13 protein-coding genes are annotated in these 19,118 nt (G+C 71.1%); 3 read left to right on the forward strand and 10 right to left on the reverse strand.

The annotated features are described in order from the left end of the window. Positions 1-55 precede the first annotated feature (55 nt). The 4 genes from SROS_RS32555 to SROS_RS32565 form a co-directional block, all read right to left on the reverse strand. A complete protein-coding gene (locus SROS_RS32555; protein ID WP_012893181.1) occupies positions 56-1,171 on the reverse strand; it encodes a sugar ABC transporter substrate-binding protein in 1,116 nt (371 codons plus the stop codon). A gap of 543 nt (positions 1,172-1,714) precedes the next feature. Further along, positions 1,715-1,918, reverse strand: a complete 204-nt coding sequence (locus SROS_RS50140; RefSeq protein ID WP_012893182.1) for a hypothetical protein — start codon at positions 1,916-1,918, stop codon at positions 1,715-1,717. Between the two features lie 371 nt (positions 1,919-2,289). Then, positions 2,290-5,061, reverse strand: coding sequence for an aconitate hydratase AcnA (gene acnA, locus SROS_RS32560; protein WP_012893183.1), 2,772 nt, complete (start codon positions 5,059-5,061; stop codon positions 2,290-2,292). A gap of 188 nt (positions 5,062-5,249) precedes the next feature. Further along, entirely contained in the window at positions 5,250-5,978 is a 729-nt protein-coding gene (locus tag SROS_RS32565) for a metal-dependent hydrolase (protein ID WP_012893184.1), read from the reverse strand. 213 nt (positions 5,979-6,191) lie between these two features. Between SROS_RS32565 and SROS_RS32570 the strand changes: the two genes are divergently transcribed. Next, entirely contained in the window at positions 6,192-8,153 is a 1,962-nt protein-coding gene (locus tag SROS_RS32570) for a ricin-type beta-trefoil lectin domain protein (RefSeq protein WP_012893185.1), read from the forward strand. A 162-nt stretch (positions 8,154-8,315) separates the two neighbouring features. On the opposite strand, the gene SROS_RS32575 is transcribed toward SROS_RS32570, so the two are convergent. Next, positions 8,316-9,599 carry an MFS transporter gene (locus SROS_RS32575; RefSeq protein WP_012893186.1) on the reverse strand — a complete coding sequence of 428 codons (1,284 nt, stop codon included), beginning with the start codon at positions 9,597-9,599 and terminating at the stop codon, positions 8,316-8,318. A gap of 196 nt (positions 9,600-9,795) precedes the next feature. On the opposite strand from SROS_RS32575, the gene SROS_RS32580 reads away from it, so the two are divergent. Both SROS_RS32580 and SROS_RS46370 read left to right on the forward strand, forming a co-directional pair. Continuing rightward, positions 9,796-10,548, forward strand: coding sequence for a PadR family transcriptional regulator (locus tag SROS_RS32580; RefSeq protein ID WP_012893187.1), 753 nt, complete (start codon positions 9,796-9,798; stop codon positions 10,546-10,548). Positions 10,549-10,556: 8 nt separating this feature from the next. Further along, positions 10,557-11,063: a DUF1707 SHOCT-like domain-containing protein gene (locus tag SROS_RS46370; RefSeq protein ID WP_012893188.1), complete on the forward strand. Its 507-nt coding sequence runs from the start codon at positions 10,557-10,559 to the stop codon at positions 11,061-11,063. A gap of 170 nt (positions 11,064-11,233) precedes the next feature. Here SROS_RS46370 and mug read toward each other — a convergent pair whose 3' ends face one another. From mug to SROS_RS32610, 5 genes are all read right to left on the reverse strand, one after another. After that, the gene (gene mug / locus SROS_RS32590) at positions 11,234-11,803 is read right to left on the reverse strand and encodes a G/U mismatch-specific DNA glycosylase (RefSeq protein ID WP_043657289.1); all 570 of its coding nucleotides are present in this window, start codon (positions 11,801-11,803) and stop codon (positions 11,234-11,236) included. Between the two features lie 172 nt (positions 11,804-11,975). After that, a complete protein-coding gene (locus SROS_RS32595) occupies positions 11,976-13,385 on the reverse strand; it encodes a sugar porter family MFS transporter (RefSeq protein WP_012893190.1) in 1,410 nt (469 codons plus the stop codon). 341 nt (positions 13,386-13,726) lie between these two features. Continuing rightward, positions 13,727-14,890 carry a VLRF1 family aeRF1-type release factor gene (locus SROS_RS32600; protein WP_012893191.1) on the reverse strand — a complete coding sequence of 388 codons (1,164 nt, stop codon included), beginning with the start codon at positions 14,888-14,890 and terminating at the stop codon, positions 13,727-13,729. A 108-nt stretch (positions 14,891-14,998) separates the two neighbouring features. Beyond that, complete coding sequence (locus SROS_RS32605; protein ID WP_012893192.1) at positions 14,999-17,542, reverse strand: polynucleotide kinase-phosphatase; 2,544 nt, start codon at positions 17,540-17,542, stop codon at positions 14,999-15,001. After that, positions 17,535-19,052 (reverse strand): 3' terminal RNA ribose 2'-O-methyltransferase Hen1, encoded by a 1,518-nt coding sequence (locus tag SROS_RS32610; RefSeq protein ID WP_043653370.1) that lies wholly within the window; start codon positions 19,050-19,052, stop codon positions 17,535-17,537. Before SROS_RS32610 ends, SROS_RS32605 begins: the two co-directional genes overlap by 8 nt. Positions 19,053-19,118 lie beyond the last annotated feature (66 nt).

Raw genomic sequence — 19,118 nt, forward strand, 5'->3', positions numbered from 1 at the left:
CTCCTCGGGTACGGGGGCACGGCCGGCGGGGTCCGCCGGCCGTGCCCCCGGCGCGTTACTGGATTCCGGCCTCGGTGCACTTGGCGGCGAACTCGCCGGCGCACAGCTCGTCCTTGGTCACGAACCCGTCTGCCACGACGTCCTTGACGCTGTCGAAGAAGATGGCCTGCGGGTCGAGCAGGACCGCCGGCACGTCCGCGCCGCTCTCGGTGTCCTTCACCGAACCGGAGGCCGCGGGCTTCTCACCCTTGGCCAGCGCGATGGCGAGCGCGGCCCCCGCGTCGGCCTCCTTCTTGATCGCCTTGTAGACCGTCATGCACTGGTCGCCGGCGAGGATGTTCTGCAGACCCTGCACGGTGGCGTCCTGGCCGGTGACCGGGACCTTGCCGTTGAGGCTGTTCTTCTTCAGCACGGCGATGGCGGCGTTGCCCAGGCCGTCGTTGGCGGCCAGCACGCCGGCGATCTTCGGCTGCTCGGTGAGCATCTGCTCGAAGATCGTGCCCGCCTGCGCGTTGTCCCAGTCCGGCACGGACTGGTCCGGGCCCTTGACGTACTCCTTGGCGTCGTACTTGGGCTTGAGCACGCCGTCGTAGCCGTTCTTGAACAGCGTGGCGTTGTTGTCGGTGGGCGAGCCGTTGAGCTCGGCCACGATCGGCTTGTCGGCCTTCTTGTCGGTCAGGCACTTCACCAGGCCCTCACCCTGCAGGGTGCCGACCTTGGTGTTGTCGAAGCTGACGTAGTAGGAGGCGCCGCCGTTGAGGGTGAGGCGGTCGTAGTCGATGGTGGCCACACCCTGGGCCTTGGCCTTGTCGAGCACGGCCTTGCCGGTGCCGCTGTCCAGGTTGACGATCATCAGCACGGTCGCGCCATTGGTGATCATCTGGTCGGCGATGGTCTGGAACTGGGTCTTGTCACCCTGGGCGTTCTGGATGTCGTAGGCGACGCCCGCGGCCTTGAACGCCTCCTCCAGGTACTTGCGGTCCGCGGTCTCCCAGCGGGCGGAGGACTTGCTGTCCGGCAGGATGACGCCGACCTTTCCGGCGGCCTTGCTCTCGGCGGGGGCGGCGCTGTTCTGGGCGGTGGTGGTGTCGCCGCTCTCGCCCCCGCAGGCGGTGAGACCGAGGGTCATCGCCGCAGCGGCGGCGGTCAGGCTGAGGATCCCCTTGCGCATGATGCACGGGTCCTTTCTTCGAAAAGTGGGGGGTCTGAGGGTGGAGCATGGCGAATTCGCGGGCACGACTTGCCGGGTCTCGGTGTGCCGTTCCGTTGAATGTTGTTTGCGGCAACGTATTCCGCGCTGGCCAGGAAAGCCAGACCCTCCAACGGTAAAGTTTGTTGTGGCCGGTAACAATCCAGAAACGCGGACTTAACCGGCGGTACTCTGCGCGATCAACGGAAAGGCCTGCGGCCCCGGACGGCATGGGGCTCACGCGCGCGGGCGACACCCGGCCGTTCACGGCACACGATCCGGCGGCGCGGATCGCGATCCGCGCAGGCCGGACGCCACTCGGCCCGCGGAGCGATACCCCCGGGCACGGCAGACCCTCAGCCCGCGGAGCAACACCCCCGGGCACGACGCCCACTCGGCCCGCGGAGCGGCACCGCCGGGCACGGCAGACCCTCGGCCCGCGGAGCGACACCCCCGGGCACGGCGGACCCTGAGTCCGGCAGGCCGATGCCACCGGGCACGACGCCCCCTCGGACCTACGGCTCCTCAGATCGCCAGGTTGATGCCGCCGGGCACGGCGGCGAACGTCTCGTCGAGCAGGCGGCCGAGCCTTTCGCGCCCGCCCACGCCTCCCGTCCCGGTACAGGTGAGAGCCGCGCAGGGCCAGGCCGCGATCATGATCTCCACCGCGGGGCGGAGCCGTACGTCCCCCGCGAGCCCTGCGCGCGCCGACCCGCTCGACGGCGGCATCGGCGGTCTCGGCGGTCTCGTTGCGGTAGCGCAGGCTGCGCGCCCGCACCGGCGGCACCTTCGCGGTGAGCGCACGGGCGGGCGGGAAACGCCGCTCCCAGCCGTCGTCCATGTCGCCGAGACTCACCTCGAGCGTCTGCCGCGGGCGGACCGGCACCGGTCCACCGAACGCGCGCCCGCCCACCTCCCGCAGCCGTCTCGGCCACAGCTCGGCGCCGGCGGCCGGCGTGACGTCCCCCTTGGACGGGAAGTCGACGACCGGCTCCGGACGCGGAACCGCCCGGCGGGATGATGTCCCGCCGGGCGGCTCTCGTCCGGGGTGTTCCCCCTTTTTGCGGGCGAGGCTTGCGTGCGGCCCCGCCCCCCCTGCCTCAGCTCTTGGCGAGCAGGGAGCGCAAGACGTACTGCATGATGCCGCCGTGGCGGTAGTAGTCCGCCTCGCCGGGGGTGTCGATGCGCACGACCGCCTGGAACTCCTTGCCGTCGGCCCTGACCGTCACGGTCTGCGGGACGCCGCCCTTGTTGAGCTCCTCGACACCGACGAAGTCGAAGGTCTCCTCGCCGGTCAGGCCCAGCGACTCGGCCGTCTCGCCCTCGGGGAACTGCAGCGGCAGCACGCCCATGCCGATCAGGTTCGAGCGGTGGATGCGCTCGTAGGACTCGGCGATCACGGCGCGGACGCCGAGCAGCGCGGTGCCCTTGGCCGCCCAGTCACGCGAGGAGCCGGAGCCGTACTCCTTGCCCGCCAGGACGACGAGCGGGATCCCCGCCGCCTGGTAGTTGGCGGAGGCGTCGTAGATGAAGGACTGCGGGCCGCCCTCAAGGGTGAAGTCGCGGGTGTAGCCGCCCTCCACACCGTTGAGCAGCAGGTTCTTCAGCCGGATGTTGGCGAAGGTGCCACGGATCATCACCTCGTGGTTGCCCCGGCGGGAGCCGTAGGAGTTGAAGTCCTTGACCGCGACGCCGTTCTCGCGCAGGTACTCCGCCGCCGGGGTGCCGGGCTTGATGGAGCCGGCCGGGGAGATGTGGTCGGTGGTGACCGAGTCGCCCAGCTTGGCGAGCACCCGGGCGCCGGAGATGTCGGTCACCGGCTCCGGGGAGGCGGGCATGCCGTCGAAGTAGGGGGCCTTGCGGACGTAGGTCGAGGCCGGGTCCCACTCGAAGGTGTCGCCGGTCGGGATCGGCAGCGAGCGCCAGGTCTCGTCGCCCTTGAACACGTCGGCGTAGTCGTGCAGGAACATGTCCTGGTCGATGGAGGAGGCGACGGCCGCCGAGATGTCCTCCGCCGAGGGCCAGATGTCGGCGAGGAACACCGGCTCGCCGTCGGTCCCGGTGCCCAGCGGCTCGGTGTTCAGGTCGAGGTCCATGGTGCCCGCGAGGGCGTAGGCGACGACCAGCGGCGGCGAGGCCAGGTAGTTCATCTTGACGTCGGGGTTGATCCGGCCCTCGAAGTTACGGTTGCCGGACAGCACCGCGGTGACCGCGAGGTCATTGGCCTGGATGGCGGCGGAGATCTCCTCCTGCAGCGGGCCGGAGTTGCCGATGCAGGTGGTGCAGCCGTAGCCGACCAGGTTGAAGCCGAGCTTGTCGAGGTACGGCTGGAGGCCGGAGCGCTCGAAGTAGCCGGTGACGACCTGCGAGCCCGGGGCGAGGGAGGTCTTGACCCACGGCTTGCGGGTCAGGCCCTTGTCGACCGCGTTCTTGGCGAGCAGCGCGGCGCCCATCATGACGAACGGGTTGGAGGTGTTGGTGCAGCTGGTGATGGCCGCGATGGTCACCACGCCGTGGTCGATCTCGAAGCTCGTGCCGTCGGCCAGCGTGACCTGGACCGGCTTGCGCGGGCGGTCGCCGTTGAGGCCGGGGGCGTGCGGCTTGTCGCCGTTGCTCTCGTGGGAGACCGCCGGGGAGTCGGAGGCGGGGAACGACTCGTCGGACGACTCGTCGAGCGGGCCCTGGATGCTCGGGGCGTAGTCCTTGACGGCCGCGCGCCAGGCGCTCTTGGCGTCCGACAGGGCGATGCGGTCCTGCGGGCGCTTGGGACCGGCGATGGACGGGACGACCGTGGCCAGGTCCAGCTCGATGTATTCGGAGAAGACCGGCTCCTCGGCCTCCGGGTCCAGCCACAGGCCCTGGGCCTTGGCGTAGGCCTCGACCAGCGCGACCTGCTCGGCGGAGCGGCCGGTCAGCGTGAGGTAGTCGATCGTCTGGCCGTCGATCGGGAAGATCGCGCAGGTGGAGCCGAACTCGGGGCTCATGTTGCCGATCGTGGCGCGGTTGGCCAGCGGCACGCTGGAGACGCCCTCGCCGTAGAACTCCACGAACTTGCCGACGACGCCGTGCTTGCGCAGCATCTCGGTGATCGTGAGGACCAGGTCGGTGGCGGTGGCCCCGGCGGGGAGCTTGCCGGTCAGCTTGAAGCCGACCACGCGCGGGATCAGCATGGAGATCGGCTGGCCGAGCATCGCGGCCTCGGCCTCGATGCCGCCGACGCCCCAGCCGAGGACGCCGATGCCGTTCTCCATCGTGGTGTGGGAGTCGGTGCCGACGCAGGTGTCGGGGTAGGCCTTGCCGTCGCGGATCATCACCACGCGGGCCAGGTGCTCGATGTTCACCTGGTGCACGATGCCGGTGCCCGGCGGGACGACCTTGAACTCGTCGAAGGCGGTCTGGCCCCAGCGCAGGAACTGGTAGCGCTCGCGGTTGCGCTCGTACTCCCTGTCGACGTTGCGCTGGAAGGAGTCCGGGCCGCCGAAGAAGTCGACGATGACGGAGTGGTCGATGACCATCTCGGCCGGGGCGAGCGGGTTGATCCTGGCGGGGTCGCCGCCGAGGTCGCGGACGGCCTCGCGCATCGTGGCCAGGTCAACGACGCAGGGGACTCCGGTGAAGTCCTGCATGATCACGCGGGCCGGGGTGAACTGGATCTCCACACTCGGCGCTGCGTTGGGGTCCCACTGGCCGAGTGCCCGGATGTGGTCGGCGGTGATGTTCGCGCCGTCCTCGGTACGGAGCAGGTTCTCCAGAAGGATCTTCAGGCTGTACGGGAGGCGTCCCGACCCCTCGACGGCGTCCAGCCGGTAGATCTCGTATCCCGCGTCACCGACGCGGAGCGTGTCACGGCTGCCGAAGCTGTTCGTGGACACGGTTCGCCTCCCTCATCACCCAGTTGTCCGGCGCGCCAACCATAAAAGGCGCAATTGAATCCTGCCGCACCACCGGAGTGCCCACGTCAGTTAGGTATGCCTAACCCGGAACCCGCCGGCCGCAGCAGATGTCTCGACATCAAGATATCGCCACGGATATCTCGACATCAAGTTACCCACCAGTATGCTCAGAGCGGGGCGAGGCGGAAGTACAGCAGCCCGAGAACGACGACGGAAAGTACCGGCGCGAGAAACTTCTGCTCGAAGGCGCGGCCGGTCTTGATCCCGATCTTCCACGGCAGCAGCCACCGCTGCCGCATCGGCCACAGCACCGGACAGCCCTTCTCCGTGCAGCAGTCACCGATGACGTGGGCCAGGCACCCGATCGCGACCGCCAGCCCCAGCCAGGCGTAGCCCACGTTGTCGCTGCGGAACACCGCGAACAGCCCGACGGTCAGGCCGATGTTGACCATCGCCGAGGCGAACTTCTTGCCCGGGATGCCGATCCCGATCGCCCGCAGCGCCAGTCCGATGAGCAGCACGACCATGATGTCGCGGCCGATCGGATAGGTGTTGGCCAGGTAGTGGGCGCCGAATCCGGCGCCGACGGCGAACAGCAGCGAGTGGGTGGCGTTGCGGTGACCGCCGCTCAGCCACGCGATGGCCTTGCTCAGCCCCCACGTGATCGGGCCGAAGGTCTGGGCGATCGTCGCGCTGGGATGGTCGAGGTCGGGGAGCATCGCGGCCCCGGAACAGATCAGCGCCCCGGCGACGAACTCGGCCGGGGTGAGCGCGTTCACCATGACCCCGGTCTCGATGAACCGGGTGGACTCGGTGAGCAGTGGCAGGGCGGCCAGTGTCGGCGCCACCCCCAGCCAGGCGATCGCACCCGTCAGCGCGTGCGTGTGTCCCATCATCGGCCGGCCACCCCCATCAAGATCACGTCAAGTGACTTTACGGCAAAGCCCGCTTCAAGAGGAGGACCGTGCCATTTTGCATCATCGGCGCGTCGATCCAGTGAGATCAATCCGATACATGAGCGCTGTTCATCTTTTTCGGATTTTGAGGTTACCTGAACGTAACAAGCGCTTGTGTTGATGTCCCCATCCCTTCGCGAGAGGTAACCCCCCATGCCCCTCCGCCTGCCCGGACTCGTCATGGCCGCGCTCGTCGCGGTCACCGGAGCCGTCCTCGCCGCCCCGACGGCGCATGCCGTACAGAACGACGTCAGACCGCTCCCCGCGGCGCTGGAGAGCGTCCGCAGGGCCGAGGCCGTCAAGCTCTACGGCGACGAGGCCATCCGGCCCATGGATCAGCGCAAGACCGGACTCGTCTCGCTGGGCGACAGCGAGATCTCCGGTGAGGGCGCCTTCGACCGTTCTCTCTATGAACAGGGAACGGACGGACCCGACAACTGGTGCCACCGATCGAAGAAGGCCGCGATCCACGTCACCGGGATCCCTGCCGACGCGACCTTCAACCTCGCCTGCTCCGGCGGGCAGACCAACGACATCACCATCGGCGGGACCCACCAGTACAACGAGCTCAACCAGGGCGACAACCTGGCGATCAAGGCCCGCAACACGCGCATCAAGATGATCACGGTGGTGGTCGGGGCCAACGACGCCGGAGGCCCGGAGTTCGGGCCGACCATGACCGGGTGCGTGGAGAACCGGGTCCTGTTCAAGGGGAACTGCTGGCCCAAGCACTCGCCGAGCTGGGCGGGCCGGATCGACTTCATCGTGCCCCGGGTGGAGAAGGCCCTGCGCGACATCCAGCAGATCATGACGGAGGCGGGCTACACCGCGGCGGACTACCAGCTCGTCGCCATGAGCTATCCCGGCCCCGCCAGCCCGGACGTGGAGGACAACCCGAACTTCCCCGGCTGGTACAACGGCGGCTGCCTCGGCTACCTCTCCGACCTGGCCTTCGCCCGCAACAAGGCGGTGCCGATCTTCGAGCAGGGCATCCGCAGGGCGGCGAGCCTGGCCGGCGCGCGCTACCTGGACGCCAGCAGGCTCTTCCACGGCCGCGAGGTCTGCATGGACGGCCCCTGGGTGACCGGGCTGCACGCGGTGAACGGCGACCTGTTCAACCCCCGGGCGACCCAGCAGTCCTTCCACCCCAACTCCGCCGGGCACGCCGCCTTCGGCGCCTGCCTGGGGCGCTTCTACGCGGCCGACACCACCCAGGCCACCTGCATGCTCCCCGCCGGCACCCTCACCCCGGCGCTCTACCCCGGCCTGCCCGAGTTCAGGCAGCTCAGGAACGGCGCGACCGGCGACTGCCTGGACGTGGACGGCAACTCCAGCCGCAACGGCCGCAAGCTGCTCGGCTGGGCCTGCGAGGGCACGCGCAACCAGGCCTTCTGGTACGACCCGACGCGCAGGTCCCTGCACACCGAGCTCTCCCACGACCGCTGCGCGGACATCGACGGCGGCCGGCTCACCGCGGGCACCGCGATCCAGGTGTGGGACTGCAACGGCAGTGCCGCCCAGCGCTGGACCCATGACGGCGCGCGCCTGCACGCCGCCGACGCCCCCGCGCTGTGCGCCACGCTCACCGGCGGCGCCCCGGGCGCCAGGCTGACGCTGGCCGCCTGCGACTCCGGCGACTCCCGGCAGGTCTTCACCTGGGAGGCCAAGAAGGCGCTGACCTACACCGAGCTCAGGTCCGGCGGCAAGTGCCTGGACGTGCCCGGCAACTCCCCGGCGAGCGGGGCGAACCTGGTGCTCTACACGTGCGACGGCAACGCCGACCAGTTCTGGGCGCACAACCCGGTCTCCGGGCAGCTGCACAACCTGGCCGACCCCGGCTTCTGCGTGGACCTGGAGGGAGGCACGGTCGCGGCCGGCCAGCCGATCCAGGTGGCGAACTGCTCCTCGGCGGTCGGGCAGTATTCGGCGTCGATGCGGTGGAACCTGACCGGCGGGACGTTCCTGTCGCGCAAGGACACCGGATGGGCGATCGCCCCGTCCGGGACCTCGGACGGCTCGGCGGTCGTGCTCCAGCGGGCCGCGGGGCAGCGGTGGAGCGCCGGCGCGGGCCGCGCGCCCGACCCGTGGAAGTTCTTGACGGCGGACGTCTACTGAGAGACGGGCGATCCGCCGGAGAATCTCCGGCGGATCGCCCGCACATCCCGGAAACGACAGACGGGACCGTTCCGCACCGAAAGCACCCCCCAGCCCTTCCGGCACGGAACGAATCCCGTCTATGTCCTTTGTAACGTGCAGGTCTCGATGGTTGTTCCGAAATCAGCCGAGAATTACGTGATCTAGCTCACTTCTTCGCTGAGCGATCTCGATGTCACTCTGGGTGACGGTCATCAGGAACGGCACGACGGGCAGCGCGGCCACCACCGCGAAGATCGCGAAAGCCCCGGTCAGACCCACGATCTCGGCCAGCAGCCCGGCCAGACCGGCCCCGATCGGGAGCATTCCCCAGCTCAGCAGGCGGGCGGCCGAGCCGTACCGGCCGAGCAGCCGGTCCGGGACGATCATCTGGGCCAGGGTCCGGCTGTTCACCGTCCAGAGCGTGCCGCCCATGCCGCCGATGAACGCGGCCGCGCCGACCGCCCAGGCCTCGGGGAACACCGCCGGGACGATCATCATGACGAACGTGCCGACCAGATCGACGAAGAGCGCCCAGCGCACGCCCAGCAGGCGGTTGACCGTGGTGACGAGCACGGCGCCGAGCAGTCCTCCCAGGCCGATCGAGCTGAGCAGCAGGCCGTACCCCGCCGGGTCGAGGTCGAGCAGCCGGACGGCGTAGGAGGGCAGCAGGGCCAGCCACGCGCTCCAGCAGGCCACCAGCGCCGAGATGGTCAGTGACATCGTGCGGAGCAGGCGGTGACGCCAGAGGAAGACCAGCCCCGCGACCATCTCCGCCCGGACGCTCCCCGGCCGGCGGTCCCCCCCGGAGTCCCGCTCCTCGGCGGCGCTCACGCGGAACCGGCCGGCCAGCAGCGCGAGCAGCACCGCCCCGAGGGCGAAGGCGGCGGCCGAGGAACCCAGAGCCAGCGCGGCGCCGAAGCCGACCAGCAGGCCCCCGATGGCCGGGCCGGCGAACTCGTTGGCGACGGTCTCGGCGCCGGCGATCCAGGCGTTGACCCGGCCGAGCCGCTCCCTCGGCACTGCCGCCGGGACCAGGGCGCCGACCGCGGAGTCCGCCACCACCTCGGCCAGGCCGATGGAGGCGGCCGCGAGATAGAGCAGCGGCAGCGACAGGGCGTCGCCGGCGACGGCCGCCAGCACGCCCAGCGCGACCACGAGCCTGATCAGGTTGGCCGCGGCCGCCAGCCGCCTGCGGTCGTTGCGGTCGACGAACACCCCGACGTGGAGCGAGGCCAGCAGCCACGGCAGCGTCAGGGCGAGCCCCACTCCGGCGACCAGGCCCGGGGAGTCGGTGAGCCCGACCGCGAGCAGCGGAAGCACGATCTTGGCCACCCCGTCGGCGAGGTTGGTCGCCACGGTGAAGCCGACGAGCGCCGTCTCGTTCCGCCGCACCGGTCCGCTCACCCGCTCCTGCTGAACTGTCATGCAACACCACCTAAGCCGTTTAGATGGTCACACCTTACTCATCGGGACGATCGAGGGGAAGAGGCGGGGTGATTCAGTCGGGGTCCGACCAGGCAAAACCCCCATATCACCTCATAGACTTGTCGTTAGAATGTTCTCGATATATCTTTGAAGCATCGAGAGCGGTCGAAAGTCGATCGCGATACAAGGAGGAATCATGACTTCCGCACAGACGATGGGCGGCGACTGGGGCAGGGCCGTCCCGCACGAGCTCCGGCGCGAGATGAAGCGCGCCGCCAGGGAGGCCTGGCGGACCATGGCCGCCGGCTGGCAGCAGGGCGAGTCCCACCACGGCGGGCCAGGCCCGCACGGCTGGGCCCCCCACGAGCACCGGCACCGTGGGCACCGCGGCGGCCCGTTCGGCGGCGGCGCCTTCCCGTGGGACTTCGGCAGGGGCGGCCCGGGACGCGGCGGCCCGTTCGGCGGGCGTCCGCCGTTCGGCCGGGGGCGCAAGGCGAAGCGGGGTGACGTCCGCGCGGCGATCCTCGCGCTGCTCACCGAGGAGCCGCACAACGGCTACCAGATCATCCAGGAGATCGAGCGGCGCAGCGAGGGCGGCTGGAAGCCCAGCCCCGGCGCGGTCTACCCGGCGCTGCAGCAGCTCACCGACGAGGGCCTGGTCCTGTCGGAGGAGAACGACGGCCGCAAGTCCTTCCGCCTCACCGAGGCGGGCCGGGCCTACGTGACCGAGCACGCCGACGAGGTGCGCGCCCCATGGGAGGAGATGACGCCCGACGTCGACGACAGCACCTGGGAGATGATGAACCTGGCCCGCCAGTCGGGGTTCGCCATGCTCCAGATCCTGCAGACCGGCAGCGACGCGCAGATCCGCCAGGCCAAGCAGATCCTGACCGAGACGCGTCGCAAGCTGTACCAGATCCTGGCCGACGGCGACTCCGGCGAGGAGTGAGCGGCCCGATGACGACCCGGGACGACCTCCGTATCGGAGACGCCGAGCGCGACGCGGCCGTGACGGCCCTGCGCGAGCACTACGCACAGGGCCGCCTGACCCACGAGGAGCTCGACGAGCGCATCGAGCTGACCCTGTCCGCGCGCACCGGCCGCGAGCTGGCGCTGACCTCGGCCGACCTGCCCGACCTGTACGGCCCCCGCCCCGAGGACCGCGACGGCCCCGCGCTCGGATGGGACCCCCGGGACTCCGGCCGGGCCGGGCCGTGGCACGGGCGTCACGGGCGCGGCCCGCGCCGGGGCGGCCACCACCCCGCGTCCTGGCACCGGCCGGGCCGCCGGGGCGGGCCGCCGGCCGCCCCGTTCCTGATCCTGATACTGGTCGCCGGGGTCGCGACCGCCGGGTTCTGGACGCTCAAGTTCGTCTTCTTCGCCTGGCTGGCGATGGCCGTCGTGGGCATGCTCCACCGCAGGCGGTGGCAGCACGTCCGGGCCGGGGGCGGCCCCCGCCACTGAGCACCGTCCCGGCCGGCACGGGGGTCCGCGCCGGGCACGGACCCGGCCGTCAGGGGCCGCGGCGGCCGTACGGGGCCCGGCCTCGCGGGGGCGGGCGGCGGCCGTACGGCGGGGGCGATCGGCGGCCGCGCGTGAACCCGGCCCGCGATGGCGGCCGTACGGCGGCGCGGTCAGCGGAGGGACTCCCGGAGCCGCCGCATCTCCCCCGCGATCCCCTCCAGCGTCCAGTGGGCGTTCAGGCCGCTCGGGTTGGGCAGCACCCAGACCGCGGTGTCGCCGATCACGGTCGCCTGCGGCCCGACGGCCGCCTTCGGCTGCCCGAACGCCGTCCTGTAGGCGGTCACCCCCGCCACGGCCAGCACCCGGGGCCGGGTCCCGGCGACCAGCCGGGCCAGCCTCGCCCCGCCCTCGCGGAACTCCTCCGGCGTCAGCTCCGCCGCCTGCGCGCTGGCCCGCTCCACCACGTTGGTGATGCCCAGCCCGAAGGAGGGGAGGAGATCCTGCTCCGCCGGGTCGAGCAGCCGGGGCGTGAAGCCGGAACGGTGCAGCGCGGGCCAGAACCGGTTGCCCGGCCGGGCGAAATGGTGACCGGTGGCCGCCGAGTAGAGGCCGGGGTTGATGCCGCAGAACAGCACGTCCAGCGACGGCCCGAGCACGTCCTTGAGCGTCCGGCCCCTGGCCGCGTCGAGCTCGGCCCTCGTCGGCGGCACGGCCTTGACGCGCGGCCCGTCCGGCGGCACGGGGACGGAGGGCTCCGCCGTGGGCACGGGGGTCACCGGAGTCCCCGGGGGCGGCACCGGGGCCTCGGGGCGGGTTTCACGGGAGACACGGAACCTGCCAGGGACGCGGGACGGGATTCACGGGAGACACGGAACCCGCCAGGGACGCGGGACGGGAGACACGGGTGCGAACCTAACCCATCTCCTCCAGCCTGCGTCCCTTGGTCTCCTTCACCTTGAGCAGCACGAAGACGAAGGACAGCACGGCGAAGAAGGCGTAGCCCACGTAGGCCCCGGACAGGTTCCACGCCGCCAGGGACGGGAACGAGACGGTGATCAGCCAGTTGGCCACCCACTGGGCCGAGGCGGCCACCGACAGCGCGGCGGCCCTGATCCTGTTGGGGAACATCTCGCCGAGCAGCACCCAGACGACCACGCCCCACGACAGCGCGAAGAACAGCACGAAGACGTGTGCGGCGACCAGGGCGACGGTGCCCTGCGTCTCCGGCAGCCGGACGGCGTCGCCGGTGCGGACTCCCGCGCTGAACGCCCACGCGGCCGTGGCGAGCGCGACCGCCATGCCCGCGGAACCGATCAGCAGCAGCGGCTTGCGGCCGATCCGGTCGACCAGAGCGATGGCGATGAAGGTGCCGACGATGTTGATGATCGAGGTGGAGAAGCTGATCAGCAGCGAGTCGCTCTGGTTGATGCCGACCGACTGCCACAGCGACGAGGAGTAGTAGAAGATGACGTTGATGCCGACGAACTGCTGGAAGACCGAGAGCAGGATGCCGATCCAGACGATCGGCAGCAGTCCCAGCGCCGGGCCGCGCAGGTCCCGTATCCGCGGCGGGCGCTCGCTGCGCAGCAGGTTGTAGATCTCCGTCACCCGCGAGTCCAGGTCGACCTTGTCGCCTTCGACCTCCCTGAGCACCTGGCGCGCCTGCTCCGTCTTCCCTATCGCGATGAGGAAGCGCGGCGACTCGGGAATGATCGTCGAGAAGAGCAGGTACAGCAGGGCGGGGACCAGGCAGGCGCCGAGCATCCACTGCCAGGCCTGCAGCCCGAACAGCACGTTGTTGACGTTGCCCCCTGCCGTCTGCGCGATCGCGTAGTTGACGAGCTGGGAGACCGCGATGCCCAGCACGATCGCGAGCTGCTGGAAGGATCCCAGGCGCCCCCGGTAGGCGGGTGGCGCGACCTCGGCGATGTAGGCGGGCCCGATCACCGAGGCCATGCCGATCCCGACGCCGGCGAGCACCCGCCAGAAGGCCAGGTCCCAGATCGCGAACGGCAGCGCCTGGCCGACGGAACTGACCGCGAACAGGAGCGCTGCCACCTGCATGGTCCTGGTGCGCCCCCAGCGGTCGGCGATGCCTCCGGCGATCCACGCGCCGACCGCCGAGCCCAGCAGCGCGATCGCCACCACGACGCCGATCTCGACCGGGCCGACGCGGAAGTGCTTCTGGATCCCGGTGACGGCGCCGTTGATGACCGCGCTGTCGTAGCCGAAGAGGAACCCGCCCAGCGCCGCCGCGGCGGTGATGAAGACGACATGCCCGAGATGCTCACTGGAAGTGCCCGAAGAGGCGGTACCGACCATGACCGTCCTTTCCCCCGAAGAACGTAGGTATCCCTGGATCGGCGTAGAAGAGCACGGCCGATCCGGCTCGGGGGGTTTTCATGCCATGAGCTGCGAAAACATGATTCGACTTAATGACGAGTGTCTCACAGCGCCTCGCTGTGGATCAGCGCGGCTCTCGTCGCGGACCCCCGCCTCCGGGCGTCACGCGCCGTGCGCGATCGTCACGGACCGCGCGCGCGGCCGTCGTGGGATCCCGTGCGCGACCGGCGGCCCGGAACGGCCGGACGCCCCCGGGAAGAGGTCCCGGCCGGATGCCCACCCCGGGAAGAGATGCGGGCATCCGGCCGCACCCGCCTCTCCTACCAGCGCAGGACCGCGGCGACCCCGTCGAAGTCGGCGAGGGCCTCGGAGGCGTTCTGGTCCAGGACGATCACCTCGGCGTCGATGTCCAGGGTGCGCTCGATCATGCGCTCCCCCATCCTGGACTCCTGCACGAGCGACTGCGCCGTCTCCCCCTGCGGCACCTGGCCGGGCGGGCAGAGCCGCCCGTCGGCGGTACGGCTGCCGCTCCACTCGCGGGACTCGGCCAGCAGGAGCTGCGCCACCCGGCTGTCGTTGAGCGCGGTGAGCGTCTCCTCCAGGCCGAGGGATCCGCGCCCGCCGGACAGGGCGGCGTCCTTGACCCGGTCCGCCAGCTCGACGCCGCGCCGGGTCCGGGCGGCCGTCAGCTGGGGTTCCGCGTACTCGGCGATCTTCGCCGGGGGCAGCGAGTCCACCACGGCGTCGATCTGGATGACGTCGCCGTTCAGCTCCGCCGCCACGATCTCGGTCAGCTGGACGTCTCCGATCAGCACGACCGTGGTCCAGCCCCGGCGCTCGGCCTGCTCGGTGATGTCCGGCCCGGTGGCGCGCAGCAGCCTGGTGAGGTTGTCCTCGACCCGGCGCTCGAACCTGTCCCGGTGCGCCGCGCCCTGCCGGGCGAGCTCCGAGGCGGCGGGGCCGCGCATCTGCCGCCAGTCCTCGGCACTGACGTCGAAGTACGTCCTGTCGGCGTCCTCGGCCAGGCCGTACCGGTAGTCGATCATGCGCAGTCCGTCCCGGGAGACGAGCGCGATCCCGGCGGGCGGCGCGGCCTCGACCGTGTTGACCAGCGGGCGGACGTAGGCGGTCGACTCCAGCACGATCTGGTCGGCGACCGGCAGCTGGAAGGAGAAGGTCCACACCTCGTCACTGCCGATCGGGGCGTACAGCACCCGCCCCAGCCCGGACTCGGTCGGGTTGAGCAGCAGCCCGAGATCCTGGTCGAGCCCTTCCAGCCTTTTGAGGACGGCCATCCGCCGCGCCCGGTCCTCGTCGGCCATGACCTGCTCCCGCAGCTCGGCGAGCTGGTTGCCGAAACGGATCCGCCAGGCGGGCCGGACCGCCGCCTCCTCCCGGGGGTCGGCGGTCACGTAGAACGACAGCACTCCCTGGTCGTCGTGGATGGCGACGACTTCCCGCAGAGCCGCACGATCGAATCTCACGACGTTCCCCCCTGATGGTCCGGCCTCCAACGATATGGACCTGTATAGGGGGAGCGATCGTCCCAATCGGGAAAATGCCTTCCTTCTTCACCTGTCTTTACCCGCAGGTCACAGACGCGGGTCCACCGGCTCGGATTCCAGTGCAAGAACGGCGAAGACCGCCTCGTGCACCCGCCACAACGGCTCACCCTCGGCCAGCCTGGACAGCGCCTCCAGCCCGAGGGCGTGCTCGCGCAGGGCGAGGGAGCGCTTGCGGCCCAGGAAACGGTGGCGCAGGACCTCCAGGCTCTCGGTGTAGTCGGGGCCGTAGATGATCCGCAGGTACTCCCGCCCGCGCACCTTGATCCCCGGCTGCACCCGGCCCTCGGGCACGGCCGCGCCCGTCGCGCCGTCCCGCCCGTCCGCTCCCGCACGGCCCGGCCACTCCAGCGGCTTGACCACCATGCCCTCCCCGCCCTCGGCGGTCAGCGCCGACCACCAGGCGGTCGCGGCGTCCCTGGACTCCTGCGAGGCCAGGTCGACGGTCACGTGCCGGGTGGGCGCGATCAGCGGGTCGGTGAGCCGGGAGAGCACGTCCAGGTGCCAGGAGTGCGGCTCCCGCACGGCGGTCGCCCGGCCCTCGCAGGCGAGGACCTGGAACGGCGCCAGCCGTACGCCGTCCAGACCGGAGACCGGCCAGCAGTAACGCGCGTACGCGTCCCGGAATCGGGCAGCGTTGGTCAGGCGGCGGCGGGTGCGGTCCAGCAGATCGCCCACATCCAGCCCGCGTCCCGCCGCCGCCTCCAGCACGGTGACCGCCTCCGGCAGCGCGGTGCGGGCCGCGGCCCCGACCGACGCGTACTGGCTGCGGATCAGACCCTCCGCCTTGGCCGACCAGGGCAGCAGCTCGCAGTCGAGGGCGAGCCAGTCCGACCCCAGCTCGTCCATGAGGGGTGCGCAGGCCCGTCCGAGCCGGTCCACCAGCTCGGTGGTGTCGTCGAAGAACGGCCTGCCCGTCCGGGTGTAGACCGCTCCGGCGGTACCGTCGGTGACCCCGAACCGCGCCGCCGCCACCTGCGGGCTCCTGGCCAGTACGGCCACCGCCCGCGAGCCCATGTGCTTCTCCTCGCACACCACCCGGGTGATCCCCGCGGCCGCGAACTCCTCGAACGCCTCGGCCGGATGCTCCAGGTAGCCGTCGAGCCTGGAGGTCTCCGGCGGCGCCATCGTCGGGGGAAGGTAGACCAGCCAGCGCGGATCGACCGCGAACCGGCTCATGATCTCCAGCGCCGCGGCGGAGTTCTCCTCCCGGACCTTGATACGGCCGCCGCCGTGGCGCACCTCGATGTGCTGGGCGCCCCGGACGTCGTCGATGGAGAGCACGCCGGGGTCGCGGTGGCCCGGGGCCGCGAACGGCTTGACCGACTCGTACCAGACCTTCTCGGCGGGCACCGAGACGATCTCCTTGGCCGGGTAGCGCAGCGCGGTCAGCCTTCCGCCGAACACGACCCCGGTGTCCAGGCAGATCGTGTTGTTGATCCACTCAGTCTCGGGGACGGGGGTGTGACCGTAGACGACCATGGCCCGGCCCCGGTACTCCCGCGCCCAGGGGTAGCGCACCGGCAGGCCGTACTCGTCGGTCTCACCGGTGGTGTCGCCGTACAGCGCGAAGGAGCGCACCCGACCCGAGGCGCGGCCGTGGTAGGCCTCCTTGAGGCCGGCGTGCGCGACGACGAGCCTGCCGCCGTCGAGCTGGTAGTGGCTGATCAGCCCGTCCATGAAGGCCAGGGCGGCCGCCCGGAACTCCTCGGGCTCGGCGGCGAGCTGGTCCAGCGACTCCTGCAGCCCGTGGGCGACCCTGACCTTGCGGCCGTTGAGCGCGCGGGCCAGCTTCTGCTCGTGGTTGCCCGACACGCACAGCGCGGTCCCGGCCGCGACCATACCCATGACCAGCCGGAGCACGCCCGGCGAGTCCGGCCCCCGGTCCACCAGGTCGCCGACGAACACCGCCGTCCTGCCCTCGGGATGGGTCGCGCCCGTACCGCCGGGTTCGATCTCCCAGCCCAGGGTGCGCAGCAGCGTCTCCAGCTCGGCGCGGCATCCGTGCACGTCGCCGATGATGTCGAACGGCCCGGTCAGCTCGCGCCTGTCGGTCCACGCCTTCTCCCGGACGACCGTGGCGGCCTCGATCTCGTCGGTCCCCCGCAGCACGTGGACCCGGCGGAAGCCGTCCCGGGAGATCTTCGCCATGGACCGCCGCAGGTCCTTGCGCTGCCGCCGGATCACATGGGGCCCGAAGTCCCGGTCGGGCCTGGCCTCGTTCCGCTCGATCGCCACCTCCTCCGGCACGTCCATGACGATCGCGTCGACCAGCACGTTGTGGGACTTGGCGAGCTCGATCAGCTTCTTGCGCGCCTCCCACTGGACGTTGGTGGCGTCCACGACCGTGAGCAGCCCCCGCCGCAGCCGGGTGCCGACGATGTAGTCGAGCACGTCGAAGGCGTCGGGGGTGGCGGTCTGGTCGTTCTCGTCATCGGCCACCAGGCCCCGGCAGAAGTCCGAGGAGACCACCTGGGTCGGCGCGAAGTGCTTGCGGGCGAAGGTCGACTTGCCGCTCCCCGACACTCCGACGAGCACGACCAGCGACATCTCCGGCACAGCGATCTCAGTCATCTCCGCCTCCCGCGTTCGCGGCGCTTCCCCTGCCGAACAGGGCCATCTGGGTGGGCGGGCCCACCTCGGGGTCGTCGTCGCCGACCGGCCGGAAGGCGACGTGGTAGCCGTACTCGCGGCAGACCCCCGCCGCCCACGCCTGGAACTCCGCCCGCGTCCACTCGAAGCGGTGGTCGGGATGGCGCATGCCCTCCAGGAAGTCGTAGCGCACGTTGTACTCGGCGTTGGGGGTCGTCACGATCACCTGCCCCGGCCGGGCGGCGCCGAAGACGACCCGCTCCAGCGCGTTCAGCCGCGGCGGGTCGACGTGCTCGACCACCTCCATGAGAACGGCGGCGTCGTATCCGGCGAACCGGTCGTCGGTGTAGGTCAGCGCCCCCTGGAACAGCCGCAGCCGTTCCCGCTGCCGGTCGGGCATCCGGTCGAGCTTCAACCGCCGGGCGGCGATCGCCAGCGCCTGCGCCGACACGTCCACCCCGGCCACCGCGGTCAACTCCGGCCTGCCCAGCAGCGCCCCGACCAGCTGCCCCGACCCGCACCCCAGGTCGATGACGCTGCGCGCCCCGGACTCCGCCAGCGCCCCGAGCACCGCCTCCCGGCGCAGGACGTTCAGGGGCCGCCTGGGCGCGGCGTCCCGCTCCCCCGGCGCCTCCCCCGCGGGCACCGCCGGAGGCTCGCCGCCCGGCTCCATCGAGGGGGGAACCTCCGCCGCCGGCTCGGGGCCGGTGGCGGGATCCTCCTCGACGGGAGGTTCGAGGTCCTCCTCCACGTCGTCGCCGAGCTCGGCCAGACGGGCGAAGGCGGTGCGGGCGAGGGCCCACCGGCGGCCGAGGTAGCGCCGGGTGATCAAGCTCCTCTCGGGGTGGGCGGCCAGCCAGGACTCGCCCGCCCGGATCAGCTTGTCCACCTCGTCGGGGGCGATCCAGTAGTGCTTGGCGTCGTCGAGCACCGGCAGCAGCACGTAGAGGTGGTTGAGCGCGTCGGCCAGCCGTACCTCGCCGCGCAGCGACAGCCGCACGTAACGGGAGTCGCCCCACTCGGGAAACCCCTCGTCCAGCGGTACGGCCTGGGCCTCGACCGTCCAGCCCAGCGGTCCGAAGAACCGGTGGGCCATCTCGGGACCGCCCCGGCAGGGCAGTACGGGCAGCGTGATCTCCAGCGGGATGGGACCGGCGGCCAGCTCCGGACGGCTGTCGCAGCGGCCGGTGCGGGCCGTGCGGAACACGTCCGCCAGCGCCACGGCCAGCAGCGACGACGCGGCGTAGGGGCGGTCGTTGACGTACTGGCCCAGCGCGTAGTCGGGGGTGGAGCGGCCGCGCGAGCGCACCAGGCGGACCGGGTCGACGTCGAGCATCAGCGCCGCCGTGCAGCGCTCCTCGCCCGCCTCCGGGTAGAAGACGCGGGCCGTGCCGTACGACTGGCCGAACTCCTGGACCCGGTCCGGGTGCTTGTGCAGCAGGAATCCGAGGTCGGTGGCGGGCCGTACGGTCGTGGAGATCGTGAGCAACACCCGGCCTAGTCTGCCCGATATCCGATCATGTGTGCCATCGGTTAGACGACGCCGGGAGCCTGCCGG

Source organism: Streptosporangium roseum DSM 43021 (assembly GCF_000024865.1).
Taxonomy (GTDB): Bacteria; Actinomycetota; Actinomycetes; order Streptosporangiales; family Streptosporangiaceae; genus Streptosporangium; species Streptosporangium roseum.